This is a genomic window from Streptomyces sp. NPDC031497 (genome assembly GCF_055580905.1).
On sequence record NZ_JBVIKO010000013.1, the window covers coordinates 28052 to 44166 of the forward strand.

A 16115-nucleotide genomic window follows, 5' to 3' on the forward strand; every position below is an offset into this window, starting at 1 on the left:
ATGTCCGACGACACGCCCAGCATCAACAAGACCTGGGACCCGAACCCGGTCTACGAACTCGGTAACGCCCTCATCGAATTCGGTGACTTCCTGGACGAGCAGGCCGCCAGGATGACCAGCGCCGAGTTCGACCTGAACAACGGGGCGTGGCTGGGCGATGCCGAGATGTACATGACTCAGGCTTTCTCCGACCAGCGCGAAGCGGTGATGAACATCATCGAAGAGTTCTGGGACACCGGCGAGATGATCAATTACTACGCCATGCTCCGCACCGAGCAGGAGGAAACGCTCGCGAAGCAGGCACTGGCGGAACTGATCGCCGGTCTCGTCGGCGTCTTTCTGGGCGCGCTCATTTTCGCGGCGCCGGAACTCCTCGGACTGCTGGGCGCCATGGTCGGCCTGCTGGGCAGGGTCTCCGAAATGGTCGCGACAGCCGTCAGCGCGATGAGCAACATGGTCTCCAACGTCGGCAAGTTCGTCGGATCCGCCGTCAGCGCCGTCACGGAGACCCTGCCCGACTGGGCGGTGACGATGGCCAGCGTCACCGGGAAGGTCGCCCGGTTCGGCATCGAGTTCATGGCCATCAACGCGGCCGCGGTGGCGTCAGGCAACGCCGCCGCCGGTCTGCCGACGACCGCCCAGCAGCTCATTCCCGTCCCCACCTCCCTGGAGCAGATCCCCGGTTTCATCTCGAACCTGGTGCTGTGGGGCGGGGTCGGCATGGCCGTGGCCTCTGTCACCAAGAGCCTGGCCAAGGTGGGCAAGGAGAAACTGGACGGGCTCAAGGTCGATGTCAACGTCGGCGATGTGAACGTCGGCACCGCGAACGTGGGCTCCTCGGTGGGCGACACCGCGACGGGCACCGGCACCGGCAGCGGTACGGGACTGACCCTGCCGTCGTCGGTCACCTCCGTCTCCTCCATCAGCGGGACGATCGCCGATTCCTCCAAGGGCCTCACCAAGTCCGACCTGACGCTGTCCTCGGACGTCTCGGTCAACTCCGCCGTCACCCGGACACTCACGGGTACCACCGTGCGCACATCGACGGACACGGCACCGGCACCGACGCCGACCAAGGTGACGACGACCGGCGCGGGCGACGGTCCGGTTGCCGGCGGCGGGGCGACCGTACCGAACAAGGTGACCCCGGTGGACGCCGGCACCTCGCCCGGAAGCTCCTCGGCGGTCAGGACCGGCACCGACGGCGCCACCCAGTCCGTACAGACCGCGCCGAAGACCTCGACGGCCGGGGGGAGTACGAGCGGGATCACGAGCGGCGTGGCGGACGGCTCCACGAGCCAGAGCGTCCTGCACGACGTCGGCTCCGGCCTGAGCGGCGTGGCGAAGACGGCACAGGCCGCGCAGCGGACCGTGGACGCCTCGACGGTCGGACACTCGACCGGCGGTCAGGAGTCGGTGGGCGCCTCCGGCGCCGAGCGCGCGGTGCGGACGAACCTGGAGGCCCAGCCGGCCACCGGCGCCCCGCACGAGGTTGCTCCGCAGACGCCGAGCTCGACGACGGGTGCCGTCGGCGGCAGGGCGCAGGACACGGGCGGCAACGCGGTACCCGGCGCGGCGAAGGCGGTCGACACCGGGGTGCGGCAGGCGCAGAACGCGCTGCGATCCGTCGGTGACAACCACGCCGCCACGCCGAACACGGGCGCACGCAAGGCGGGGGCGGAGGAGACGGTGTCTCCGGTGCGGTCGGTTGCGTCGGCGAAGCCGGAGGTCGTCCACCCGGCGAGTCCGGTGCGGGAGGCGTCGGTCGGGCAGATCGAGGGCGGCGGTCGTACGGGCACGTCGAACGCCTCCACGCGTAACAGCGCGCTGGACGCGTCGGCGCGCAACGGCGCGTCGGACGCATCCGTGCGCAACGCGGGGACGGGGGAGACGGTGTCTCCGGTGCGGTCCGTGCCGTCGGCGAAGCCGGAGGTCGTCCATCCGGCGAGTCCGGTGCGGGAGGCGTCGGTCGGGCAGCTCGAGGGCGGCGGTCGTACGGGCACGTCGGAGACGGCGGGCAGCGCCGCGGCGAAGGAGCCCGGCACCCAGGCCAACCTCGGGGACACGTCCGTACGTTCCGGTGCGGACCAGGGGCAGCGCGCCTCCGGCGGCACCGATGGGACACGCACGGTCCCGAACGCGGGACGCGGGCCGCTGAAGTCGGCCGCCGGTCTGGGCGGTCGGCAAGTGCGGCCTGCCGGCACGGCGGCGGCCCTGGGCGAGGGCGCGCGGCCGGCGAGCGGCAGCAGGGCGGACGCCAGGTCCGCGTCGGGCGACGGCGGCAACGCGTCCGCGCTCGCAGGGTCGGCGAAGGACAAGACCACACCCGTGGAGGCGACCGAGGGGATCTCGCAGGCCGGCGGAACACCGCACGGGGTATCGGCGAAGGCCGCGTCCGAGGCCGACGGGGCCGGGCAGACCCGGACGGGCGCGCCCGGAGAGACCTCACGAGCCCAGCGGGGCACGGACGAAGCGCGGTCGGCCACCAGGTCGGAGGACCGCGAATCCGGGCGGACCGCGTCGGACCGGACGACCACCGACACGAACATCACCCCGGCGGAACGGCAGCGGGTAGCGGACCTCAAGGAGGCCGCGAAGCGCCAGCAGGCCGAGGACAGCAACAAGGCCGCGGTCCGCAAGGAAGTGAACGACAAGGTCGCCGACGCGCAGCGTGCCGAGGCGAGGGACAGGGCCGAGGCAGCGAGGGCCCAGATCGCCGAGACGGCCCGTGCCGAGGCGGCTTCCAAGTCTGCTGACGTGAAGTCCGCTGACGCGACGTCCAGGTCCGCCACGGCGAAGTCCGCCGACGCGACCGACCTCGCGGCCAAGTCCGACGAGGCGAAGTCCCCGTCGCCCGGAAACGGCAAGACCGGCAAAGAGCTGTCAGGAGCGGACCGAGCCGCGAGGGACCTCGTCGCGAAGCAGACCGCGCTGTACGAGGCCGAGCGCCAGGAAATGCACGCGCAAGGCGCCGCGCGGGTCGCGGAGATCCGGGCCGGGGTGACGCGGGACCGGGCCGACCGCCTGCTGGGAGAGGGGGTGGAGCGGACCTCCGAGGACGCCGCCGGGACCCCGTGGAAGAGCACGCTCGGCAAGGGCACGGACGGGGTTGGCCTGGAGGCGGCGCATCTGACCCAGGAGGCCGTGTCGCGCCACATGGCGTCCTACGCGGAGCGGAAGCTGCCGCTGGACGAGCCGAGCCGCTGGGGCGAGGCCTCGGAGTGGGGCGAGTGGGCCGCGCAGGAGTATCGCGACTATGGCTCCGCCGGCGTGCAGCGGGTGATGGACGCGCTGGAGTCGCGCCTCACCACCCTGCGGGAGCAGGCGTCGGACCGGTCGTCCGCGGCGAAGGCCGAAGGCCGGCCCACGGCCGAGGAAACGGCTCTGGAACCGGCGCGGGCCGTGGAGCAGGCCGAGCAGGCCCGGTTGGAGGCCGAGGCGGCGCAGGCCCGGGAGGAGCGGCTGAAGTCGGAGCTCGGCCCGCAGGTGGAGGCGGCAAAGAGCCTTCATCACACCGACACCGCCGCGGTCAAGCAGGCGGAGACCCGGCTGTCCACGGCCAAGAAGAACGACGCGGCGACGCAGCGGACGCTGCGGTCGGTCGGCACGAAGCTGACGAAGCTGGAGGCCGCGCAGAAGCGTGGCAAGGACGTCGATCCCGCCGCGCTCGACGAGGCGCGCGCGAACCTGACCGTGGCGCAGACCGCCCGGGGCGACGCGCTGGCCGAACTCGCTTCGGCACGCGCGGATCTGGAGGTGCTGGAGCTGCGCAAGCAGGACAGCGCCGCCCAGCTCGGGACGCTGAAGACAGCCGTTGCCGAGGCCATGGACACCGCGCTGACCGCCACGGCGAAGGCCGACGCCGCGCGGAGCCTGGCGGACCGGGTGACCGGCAAGCAGGCCGAGACCGAACGGGCCCAGGTCCGGGCGGACATGGAGACCGCGCAGACGCGACTGTCCGACGCCGAGTCCGCCGTACTGGCAAGGAAGACGGAAGTACGGGAGGCCCGCGCGGACCTGGCGGCGGTACAGCAGCGCGCGGACGCCGAGCCGGGGGCCGTGGAGGCCGCGCAGGCGCGGGTGGCGTCGGCCGAACTCGCTCTGTACGACGCCGTGGCGAAGGAGTGGGCCGCCCGGGCGGATGTGGCGGCGGCGCGTCTGGCGGAGACCCGGGTGAACAAGGACGCGGTGCTCCAGGAAGTCCGGGACGCCGGTGGTGCCGATGTACGCGAGTCGGCGCTCCAGCAGGTGTTCGACGCGGAGGACGCGCTGACGCAACAGCAGCTGCGGTCCGAGGCGGAGCAGGTGCTTGCATCGGCGCGTAACACCGACGGGCGGCAGACGCGTACGGCGGGGCAGGGCCAGGAAGCACCCCGGAGCTCCGCCCGGAGCGAGACCGGCGAGCGACCCGGTACGGCGGCCCCGGCGGCCCGGTCGGGGGCGGAATTCGCGGCGGACCAGCAGCGTCGGGCCGATGCCGTGGCGCCGGCCGCCGCGCGCGTGGGGGCCGTCGAGGCCCGGGACGCGGTGGAGGCCGCGCAGACGCGCGTGTCGAAGTCCGAGTCCGCGCTGTCGGCGGCCGAGCGGGCCGAGCAGGCGGCGCGTGCGGACCTGACGGCGACGCAGGGCAAGGCCGACGCGTCGGCGCAGGAGGCGGCCCGGACGCGGGTCGCCAAGGAGCAGGCGGGCGTGGAGTCCGCACGGCAGCAGCTGGCAGGAGAGCGGGCGGAGCTGTCGGCCGCGCAGCGGCGGCAGTCGGACGCCGAGGCGCTGGAAGCCGCGCAGACGCGGGTTTCCGAGGCCCGGGACGCTCTGGACGCCAGGCGGGGGGAGCGGGACGCGGCACAGGCCGAGCTGACGGCCGTACAGCAGCGCGAGGGCGCCGAGCCTGCGGCGGTCGAGGCCGCGCAGGCACGGGTCGCGGCGACCGAGTCCGCGGTGCGTACGGCAGAACAGAAGCTGGAGGCGGAGCAGCGGCAGGCCGATGCCGCGGCTCTGGAAACGGCACAGTCGCGGGCCGCCGAGACCGGGGAAGCCGTGACGGCGGCGCAGGCACGGGCGTCGGAGACCGAGTCCGCGGTGTCGGCGGCGGTCGCGGAGGCGAAGGCGGCGGAGGCCGACGCGAAGGCGGCACGGGAGGGCAAGGCCGATGCCGCTGCGCTGGAGGCGGCGGAGGCACGGATCGGCGCGGACGTGGAGGCGGCACAGACACGCGTGGCGGAGCTCGAGTCCGCGCTGTCGGCGGCGGAGCGGGAGTCGGCGAAGGCCCCCGAGGCGGGGAACGCCCGGGCACAGGCCACCGTGGCGACCCCGCGCGAGTCGCTGGAGGGGGCTCGGCAGAACCTGTCGAAGGCACAGGAGCGTCAGGTCGGCGACGTGGCCCGGGAGATGGCGGAACAGCGGCTCGCCGAGAAGTGGGACGCCCTGGAGAGCGCACAGCAGCCGTGGCGCGCGGCGCGCGCGGATCTGGACGCGGCGCTGGGGCGCCAGGCCGACGCCCAGGCGCTGGAGGCGGGACAGACGCGGGTCGGCAGGGCGCAGGACGCTCTGGACGCCGCGCGGCAGCGTGCGGACGCGGAGACCGGGGGGCGGGCGCCGGAGGGCGACTCCGGTGTCTTGGCGGCGGAGCGGGAGGTGCGGGAAGCCCGGGCCGAGCTGGCCGCGGTGCAGCTGCGTCAGACGATCGCCGCGGAGCTCAGGGCGGTGGAGACGAAGGCCGCCAAGTCCCAGGACGTGCTGGAGTCCGCGCGGGTGCAGGAGCGCGCGGCGCGGACCGACCTGGCCGAGCTGGTACAGCGTCACGTGGGTGCCGAGAAACTGGAGGCCCTGGACGCGAACACACGGCCCGCCACCCGCGAGGACGCTCCGAAGGCGGCGAAGAAGGGGCAGTCGGCCAAGGCCGAGGGCGCCGTGGAGGCCGCGCAGACGCGCGTGGCGGAGTCCGAGTCCGCGCTGTCGGAGGCCGAGCGGCAGGAGCAGGCGGCGCAGGCCGATCTGGCAGCGGCCCAGCGGAGTGCGGACACCGATCCGGCCGCGGTCGACGCGGCGCAGGCACGGCTCGCCTCGGCGCGGGACGCCGTACAGGCCGAACGGACGGAACTGGCGAACGCGCAGACCCGTCTCACGGCGGTACAGCAGCGCCAGGCCGAACGTGCGGCCGCCGAGGCGCGACTCGCCGAGGCCCGGGACGTCCTGGGCGACGCACGGCTGAACAGGGACGCGGACCGGGCCGACCTGACGGCCGCGCGGGACCGGGAAGCGGAAGCCGCGGCCCTGGACTCCGCGCGGACCCAGGCCACCGAGGCCCGGGACGCCCTGCAGACCACGCAGAAGCAGGCGTCGGACACCGAGTCGGCGGCGCTCTCGGCGGAGCGGGAGCTGGCGGGGAAGCGGGCGGACCTGGAGTCCGCGCAGAAGCAGGCGTCGGAGACCGAGTCCGCGGCGGCCTCCGCGGAGCGGGACCTGGAGGGGGCACAGGCGCAGCTGGAGCGGGAGACGGCGCGGCAGGACGAGAGCGCCGAGCCGGCGACGCCGGAGGCCGCGGAGGCCGCGCAGGCTCGGCTCGCCGAGCAGCGGGAGGCGGTGGAGGCCGCCCAGACCCGGGCCTCCGAGAGGCGGGAGGCGGCGGAGGCGGCGCAGAGCCGGGTCTCCGAGGCCCGTGCCTCCCTGGAGTCCGCGCAAACGCGGGCCGCCGAGCTGCGGGGGACCGCGGAGTCCGCGCGGGCCGATCTGGAGTCGGCACAGCGACGCCAGGCCGACACCGCGGAACTCGAGGCGGCACAGACCCGCGTCTTCGAGTCCAACGAGTCGCGACTGGCCTCCCGGCAGGAAGTGGCGGGGGCGAGGGCGGACCTCGTGGCGACATGGCGGAGCGAGAGCGCCGAGTCGGCCGCGGGGCGTGGCCAGAAGACCGAGTCGGCGGCCATGAAGGCCGCGCGGTCGCGGCTGGCCGAGTCCGAGTCCGTGGCGTCGGCGTCGGCGCGGGAGCTGACGGCGGCGCGGGCCGAGCTGGCGGCCGTGCGGCAACGCCAGGCCGATGCCGCCGAGCTGGCGGCCGCCCTGACCCGGGCCGCCGAGACCCGGGACGGCGTGGGCACGGCGCGCGGGAAACTGGACGGGGCACAGGCGGAACCGACGGCCCGGCGCAGCGACGCCGCCGACCCGGCGGTGCAGGCCGCACAGGCCCGCCTGGCGGCGACGGAGCGTGCGCAGCGCGAGGCCGTCGAGCACGAGGCGGCGGTGCGCGCGGAGTGGGAGGCGGCGCATCTCAGCCAGGCGGATCCCGAAGCGCTCGAGACCGCCCGGACGCGGGTCGCGAAGGCCCAGGAGACGCTGGCGGCCAGGGGCCGGGAGGTGCGGGAAGCGCTGGCGGAACTCACCTCGATGCTCCGGGACAGGACCGGCTCCGCGGCGGACGGGGAGCGCCGCGCGGACGCGCTCGACCGGGCCTACCAGGCCCAGGACGCCCAGGTGGCCGCGCGGCACGAGGCACGGGCCGCGCGGTGGGAACTGCCGGTGGAGCGGGCCGATCTGGAGACGGCACAGCGGCGCGAGTCCGACACCGCGGAACTCCAGGCGGCTCAGACCCGGACCGCCGAGTCCTACGGGGAAGGGCGCGCGGCACGGGAGGACCTGGCGGGCAAGCTCGCCGACCTGGAGACCGCGCGCCGGAGCGAGGGCGGCGACCGGACCGCTCCGGAGGCCGCCGAGGCACGGCCGGCGGACGGACGTGCCCTGTACGAGGCCGAGGCCAAGGACGCGGCCGCGCGGGCGGACGTGGAGGCGATCACGCACCGCGCGGCGGACGCCGCGGACCGGAACGCCGCGCAGACGCGGCTCACCGAGACCGAGAGCGTACTGAGGACGGAACAGCAGAAGCTGGCGAAGGCCCAGGCCGAATTCCGGTCGGTCATGCAACGCCCCGGGTCGGATGTGTCGCTGCGCGAGGCCGCGCTCGACCAGGTCCAAAAGGCCGAGGACGCCGTACACGTCGCGCAGCTGGAGCGGCGGTTCGCGCAGGGCGACCTGACCGCGCGGTCACTGCCCCGGGACAACCCCGCGGCGCGGGAGGCACAGGTCACGCGGATCCTCGCGGACGCGGCCGGCAAGCGCGCGGACCGGCCACGTACCCAGGAGCAGGGCGACGCGCTGGTCCAGCACCTGATGAACGACCGGTCCGAGACGACGGGCGGGCGGTCCGGCGCGGCGGACCCGGTGCGTCTGACGGAACAGGCGGTTCAGGCGCGGCTGGAGGCCAAGACCGCACGGCAGGAGGCGGAGTCGGCCGCCGTACACCGGGACCAGGTGGTCGCGGAGGCACGGCCGAAGCTGGACGAACTGCTGGACCAGACGGTGCAGGCGGCCGAGACACGGGTCAACGAGGCCCGGACGGCCGTGCACGAGGCGCCGGAGAACACCGCGGCGGCCCGGCAGAAACTGCAGTCCGCGCTGCGGACCCAGAACAAGAACCGGCCGGAACAGACGGCGCCGACGCAGGGAGAGGCGTGGGCCTCCGAGGCGCTCGCCGCCGACCGGGCCGCACAGCAGAGGCTGGACGAGGCCTGGGAGGGTCTGTCGGCGGCGCAGGAGCGCGCGGGCGTCGACCCGGCGGCCGTCGACGCGGCACGCACCCAGGTGCTGGAGGTCGAGCAGTCCCTCCGGAGCAGGCTCCGCGAGGAGCAGCTGTCCCAGGCGGAGCTGGAGGCGGCGGAGCAGCGTGCGGCCGACCCGGCCGCCGTCCAGTCGGCGCGGGAGTGGCTGTCGGAGGCCCGGGACGCGGTGGCGTCCGAGCAGGCGCGGCTGGAGGGGGCGCGGGCGGACCTCCGGGCGGCGCAGAAGGCCGACGACCCGGCGATCCAGGCCGCACAGGCCCGGGTGGCGGAGGCCAAGGCGGCGGCGGAGGACACGGGGCGCGGTCTGGCCGATGTGTCGCGGTCGGACGTGCAGACGGTGACGCGCCGTCAGGAGGCCGTGGAGCGCAAGCAGTCCGACGCCGCCGCGGTGGCCGAGGCACGGGCTCAGTTCATCGAGGCCCGGCGGGCCGAGACCCTCGGGGAGCCGGCCCGGCAGGCGCGGCTGGAGACGGCGAAGGCGGAGCTCAAGGCGGTCCAGGAGCGCGGGGACGTCCACGCCGCGGAGATCAGCGGGCTGCGGACCCGGCTGGCCGAGGCGGAGCAGGGTGCCCGGGACACCGCGGGCCGGGCCCAGGTGGCCCAGATCCGGGCCGACCACCTCACCGAGCGCGCGGACGTGGCCGGCGGCAGGCGGCCGGAGCCGGCCCGGGCCGCCGTGACGAAGCAGGAGCCCTGGCAGAAGGTGCTGACGGGCAGCAAGGGCGAGCTGCCCCAGTCCCATATGCCGACGGAGCGCATCGGCACCCTGATGGCCGACTACGCGCTGCGCACCCTGCCCACCAAGGACGGACTCGTCGGGCAGGCCAAGGCGTGGGGCGACTGGGCCGCGCGCGAGCACCAGGAGAGCGGCTCGGGCGGGGTGCAGCGGGTGCTGGACGCGCTGCGGACGCACATCTCCGACGCGCGGCAGGCACAGGGAGAGGCGAACTTCCGGAAGGGGGCGGATGCCCAGCAGGAAGCCGTGTTCCAGCAGGCGTCCAGGGCCGGAATGTCCGAGGAGGCCGCGCGGGCGTGGGCGAGCGAACTTCGCCAGGCGTGGGAATCGGGCAACGAGAAGACGATGACGGAGACGCTGGCCGACTACCAGGCCGCGTTGGCGGGCTTCCTGCAGGGCAAGGGCGTACGAGCCGCCGCCGTCGAGGACCCGCTGACGGGAACGGTGACGCCGAGCGGCGACGGACGCGCGTCCGGCACGCGCGACGACGCGGACGGTGCCCGGACCGAGAAGTCCGGGTCGTCGCAGCCGGGCGAAAGCGCCGACGCCTCCTCCGCCGACCGGCAGGGGAGCGGTACGGACGCCGCGAAGGCCGACGCGAATCCGTCGGCGCAGGCCGCGGTGCTGGAGCGGCCCGAGGTGCAGTTGCCGCAGTCGCCGTACGCGGCGGCCCTCGCCGATTTCCTGAAGACGCTGGACGAGAAGGCACCCGTAGCCGAGACCGCCCGTACGGAGCACGACACCGCGAGCTCCGCACGGACGACACGCGCGGATACGACCGAGGGCCGGGGGAGTGCCGGCGAGTCCGGGCGCGACGGGGCCCAGGCGGACGGCGCGCGGACGGGCGAGACCGGGCGTTCCGACACCGTGGGCACCCGGCAGGGTGAGGCCGGGCGCGCCGCGGGTGAGGAAACCAGGACGGCGTCGGCGGAGGCCGGGTCCGCAGCGTCGGCGGAGGCCAGGACCTCGGCGTCCGCCGAGGGCAAGACTTCCGCGTCCGGCGAGGCCAAGACCTCCGCGTCCGCGGAAACCAGGTCTTCCGCGTCGGCAGAGACCAAGACCCCCTCGCCGGCCGCCGCGACGGCCGAACAGGCGCGCGTGGCGGAGGCGGTCGCCCGTTACAAGGCGGACCTCCAGGAGACGGCGCGCAAGGCGGAGTCGGATGTGCAGGCCGCCGAGCAGGCGAGGGCGGACGCTGAGCGGAACCGTCAGGAGGCGGAGGCCGATCGGGCGGCGGCCCAGTGGCGCCTGGAGACCGAAGTCGGGATGAACAGGGCGGCAGACGCGGCGGCCAAGGCCGCGGAGCCGACCACAGCCCGGCCGGCGGCCAAGCAGCCCAAGACGGCGGCCGAGAACACCCCCGCCGCCTCAGGGGAGCAGTCCGCCCGCACGGCGGAGACGCAGACACAGACGCAGATCCACGAAACCGCGACGCCGTCCGAGACCGTGCACAACGAGCCGGCGCTCACCTCCGCCAAGCCCTCCGAGCGCTCCGGACCCACGGACCGGGCGGCCGATACGTGGCAGACGCGGGACGAGGTCTACCAGTTGGTCTCGGACTGGAACCGGCAACGCGTCGAGGAGTCCGCCTCGGCCGCGCAGGCCTCCGCCGATGCACTGCGCGAGGCCCAGGCCGGGGCGAAAGGCGGCACGGCCCCGCGAGCCGTGCAGCGCCAGGCCGCCGCCGACGAGGCCGCCGCACAGGCCGCCCGCACCGAAGCGGCCCGCTGGGACGAGCAGTGGCAGCACGCGGCCCAGGAGCAGGCGTTCGGGCATCCGGCGTCGGAGACCTCCCGGGCCGCCACCACCCTCGAGGACGGCACCGCCGTGCCGTCGGCCGACACTTCGAGCTCGGGCGGCGGAACCGGCGCCCGGGCCCCGGAGGTCGCCCTGAACGGCGGCTTCACCGGGGCGCGGTTCGTCGGCCGGCACGAGCTGCCCACCCGCGACCACGCCTCCCCGCTGCTGCCGACGAGCGACCGCGCGGTCGTCGTGGGCGGTCAGTACCGGGCCAGCGACAACCGCATGTACCTGGCCGGACGCTGGCGGACGGCGGCAGAAGTCGCGCAGTACGTCGAGCGCCGGACGGCATGGGAACCGGGCACCCGGCTGCCCGTCGTCATCCTGGCGGGCCAGGCCGGGCGCGTACAGGCCGGTTTCCCGTCCTTCGGCGCTCAGGTCGCCGACGAGCTGAACGCCCTGGTGTTCGCGCCGGTGGGACTGCCGGTCCAGACCGGCCCCACGGAGATCGTCGCCGGAACCCCCGTCCCGCACGACGCGGGCAGTGTGGACCTGCGCGTGGACACCGGCGAGGGCTTCGCCCTGAACGTGCCGGGACAGCGCCGCGCCGTCCCGGTCGGCCACGATCTGGGTACGGCCCTGGGCCTCGTGGGCGCCACCCTGGAACCCGGCACGGCACCCCCGTCCGAGCCGGTGATCTGGACCTTCGGCCCCGAGGCCCCGTCCGGCATCGCCCGCCACACCGCACCGCCCACCACGATCCAGCCCCCGGCCGCCCCGCAGCCGCCGTCGCTGTCGCCGTCGCAGCAGCAGTCCCCGTCGGACGCCGGCGCACCGTCGGCCTCCTATCTCTCCGAGCTCAAGGCCTCCGTCAACAGGGAGCTGGAGCGGCTGAAGTGGAACAAGGGCCCCGCGACCGCCGGGGACGTGGCGAGGGCGTACGCAGCGCTGCCGTCGTACTGGAAGAAGGACCTGAAGTCGACCGCGGACGTGACCGCTCGCGTGGTCATTGCCATGCGGAAGAACGCCAAGGAAGCCGACCTCATACGCCTGAGGCTCGGCACTGCACCCGGCGGAGCCCCTCGCGTGGGTGCCGCAGGTCCCGCGAACCGGGGACAGGGCCAGGCCCAGGAGCCGGCGCAGGACCAGGGCCGGCTCCCGGAGATCGTCGTCACCCCGGCGGCCGATCTCCCGTCCGCCCCGGTCCAGCGGCCCGGGTTCCCCGGCGCGCGGATCGACGAGGAACTGGAGCTGCACCGGCCGGCCCGGCTGGACCGGGCGCTGCTGCCGCCGCCCGTCCACCAGGGCCCCAACCGGTTCGAGGACGGCAGCAGGATGCCGGACTACCTCAACCTGCTGACGCTCCTGGCCGAGGACGACCCGGATGTGCTCACCGACCCGGACCGGCTGGCCGTGCTCGACGACGCCGCCGTCTTCGGGCAGAGCGCGGTGGTGCTGCGCGGCACCGACCAGGTCATGGCGGAGATCGAGCGGCTGCTGGGACAGGACCCGGCGACCCGGCCGCAGGACCCGCGACCGCGCGGAAGGCGTCCGCTCCGCAACGGGATCGCGGCCCTGCTCGACCGGGTGGGGCGGGCCCTGGCGGGCGAGCCCCGGACCTTCGCCGCCGACGGGCGTGACTTCGTGTACCGCACCGTCGAGGGACGGATCCGCACGCTGCAGATCAGGGTGCGCAACTACGGCGAGTGGGAGCGGTTCGGCGACGGTGAGGGCAAGCTCACCAAGGTCGACAACATGCGGCGCAGCCAGGCCACCACCGGGGCCAGCAAGACGGTCGCCACCACCCGTCAGGTCGCTCCGGGTGTGCCGCTCGGCCCGCCGAGCGCCATGTTCGTCGGATTCGGCCGGATCGCCGCACGGTTCGGATACACCACCGCCTTCGACTACCTGATGAGCCAGCAGGTGGTGAGCCAGGCCGAGAACCGCTCGACCGGCCCCTCCCATCTGCATCTCGACGACGTGTACTACGAGTTGACCGTCAGGGACGGGGCGCTGCGGCCCGCTCGTCGGGGCGTCCTCGGCACCCCCTGGCGGCGCAGGCCCGCGGAGACGGCCCGTCCGGACCACGCCGTCGGCTTCGCCATGCGCGACGGTCTGTCGCTGCGGCTGCCGGACAGTCTCACGGACGGGTCGGAGCCGGGCCGGACCCCGAGGACGATGGACCTCAGCGCGGAGTCGGACTACCGGCTGGTGTTCACCGAGGACTTCGGCCCGATCCGGGAGATCCGGGACTGGGCGGTGGACCGGATCGGCACCCGGGAGGGCACCTCCGCCTACGACGAACTCGACGCGCTCTTCTCCTCCGACAGCTTCCGGGAGATGGCCGCGCGGCTGTCCCGCTCCCGGGTGGCCAGTGCGCCGCTGTTCGACGACGACAACAAGCACACTCCGCTGGGCGCGTTCGTGATCGAGCGGGTGATCCCGGGGCGGGCCCTTCTCGTCTCGGAGGAGGACGTCCAGGAACTGCGGGACAGCGGTCAGCTGACCGTACGCAACGAGCGCAGGGTGACCAAGGCGTTCCAGCAGGACCTCACCGTCGTGGCGGGTCCGACCTTCAACCTGCCGAGTCTCTTCGGCCTCATCGACAGCCTGCGCATGCGGATCCAGTTCGGCCCCGTCGCCCGCTACGGGCACATGTCGGGACGTTCGCAGGTGACGGGCGGTGCCGGCGGGGTCAAGGCGGTGGGCCGGGCGAAGGGTGCGACCACCGACCTGTATCTGGTCGAGAAGACCGTCTATGTGCGCAAGACCGGGGACCCGGCGGCGACGCCGTTCGTCACCTGGAGCCTGGACCGGATGACGCAGACCGAGGCGCGCCGCCTGGCCGGCTGGGACGACGGCACCACCCTGCGCCGGCAGAGCGGCGCGGTGCCGTTCGCCCCGGCGTATCTCACCCAGGACCACCCGCCCACCCTCGGCATGAGCCGGGTGGAGAGCTTCACCTTCGCGGACGGCCGGTACACCGAGCGGCCCACGGGGATCACCCCGGCGGTGGAGGGCCCCGAGGGCATCGAGCTCGGCGAGGCGGCCGGCGGACCCGGGCGTACCGTGCTCGACACCCTGATGGACCAGGTCCTGGAGGCGGTCCACCGGAAGTTCCCCGATCTGGTCGCCCCGTTCGTCGATCTCGGTGACCCGTCCGAGTGGCGGAATCACGCGCACTACCAGATGGTGCTGTCCAACACCCTGACCGTCATCAACGCGCTGTCGCACCACAGCACGGCCGGGAACCTGGGGGCGCTGTCCACCACCGGCATCCGGGTCGAACTGGTGGAGCCGGGCCGGTTCACCCGTGGCTACCGGTACATCTGGCTCGATGGCGAACTGACCGGCCTCCGTTACGAGGGCACCCAGAACGACCTCAAGATGCGCTACAGCGCCCCCGGATCCACCTCCCTCAGCGGCCAGCAGAACATGTCGGTGAGCTCCGGGGCCGGGTTCGAACTGCAGGTGTCGGTGCGGGACAGCCACGTCGACAACATCGGCTCCGCCAAGCACGGCGGCACGGGCCAGGTGGGCTACCAGGCGGACGGCCGGACACAGCACGGGATCGGCTACGGCCCGGGCGCGGCGTTCGAGCCGATGGCGGTCAGCACCAGGCCGTCCCATCTGTTCAGCTACGGCCTCACGGTCTCGGCGAGCACCGGTGGCTACTGGCGTCTGCGCAGCCTGTTCCGGGGCATCGCCTCGCTCGGCATCCTGGGCACCCGGCTCTTCGTCTTCACGCAGAGCAAGACCGAGGTCGTCGGCGACACCGCGCCCGACCCCGCCGTGGCGGCGCGGGTGCTGATCAGCGTGCCCTCGGAGCACATGCCGAGCCGGGACCCGCACGCGCCGGGCGCCGACAACCCGTACGCGCTCCCGGACGACGTCCGGATCACCCAGGAGCCCATGTCCTCCGAAGAGGCCAAGGCGCTGACGGAGGGCGCACTCTCGGCGATCGACGACGACCACCGGCCGGGGCCGCTCTCCGAACACCCCTACCAGACCGTGTCCGTCGTGGCGCTGGGCGGCGAGCCCGGCGTCGTGGACCGGGTTCTGCAGCAGGCGTCCCGGGGGGCGTGGCACCTCACCACGCTGGGCTCGCCCGCGCATGACGCGGCGGTGCGCCCGCAGCGGCCGCAGTATCTGACGGCGGACTTCGACCAGAGTTCCGGCCCGCTGGGCTCGCGCACCACCGGCCTCTTCGGCAAGGGGCCCTACCTGGACGACATGGGGACCGTGGTCCACCGGGTGCGGGTGAGCGTGCTGCGGGCGCTGGCCCGGCCGGCCCCTCTGGAGACCGAGATGACGGTCACCGGCAGCATCCAGGCGTCGGGGTCGCGGGGCAAGACCTTCACCCAGTCCTTCGGTGGCACCTTCGTCTACAACCACTCCCACCCGGTCGGTCCGGAAATCACCGGCGGCTACGGAGTGATGGTGCGTCCCTGGTGGACCTCCCGGGGGGAGTCGGTCCAGATCGCCCGGACCATCGTCTCGGACATCAACCGGGTCGACGCGGGGCACCAGGTGCTGGTAGCCGGTGACGCGGAACACGAGGTCGCGGCGGCCATACGGGTGTTCGGGCTGCTGTCGCCGCTGCGCCGGCTGCTGCCGGGCGGGGTGCGCGGCTGGGGCGGGGAGCGCCTGCGGGTCCGCGGCGGCTGGCTCGGGCATCTTCCCGAGCGCAGTGCCCATCTGCTGCGCGTCCTCACGGACGCGGCGGACGCCGAGGGCCCGGTGCCGACGTACGCGATCCATGTGTGGACGCAGCCACAGTGGTTCAGGAACAGCCCGTTCGCCACCTATCCGGTGAACTCCCTCAACACCAGCCGGGTACTGGACGAATTCGACCAGAAGGTCCGTGACCTGGGGATGGACGACGAGAGCCGGGAGGCCATCCGGCAGCTCGTCTCGTCCCGGGTGGTCCGCGCGCTGCGTCGCGAGATGGTGGGCATCGGTACCTCGGCGCCGGCCAGGATCGGCGTCGTCGGCTGGAAGCGGTACCGGATCGGCACCCGGACCGT

The 16115-nt window shown here is 74.1% G+C and carries 1 protein-coding gene (cut by a window edge); it reads left to right on the plus strand.

From position 1 onward, the window contains the following. A protein-coding gene (locus ACZ5K7_RS25905; RefSeq protein WP_468916633.1) for a lonely Cys domain-containing protein crosses the window boundary here: on the plus strand, nucleotides 1-16115 show its beginning. Its footprint extends 28333 nt past the window's final position; only the first 16115 of its 44448 coding nucleotides appear in the window; it begins with the start codon at nucleotides 1-3; its stop codon lies beyond the right edge, outside the window.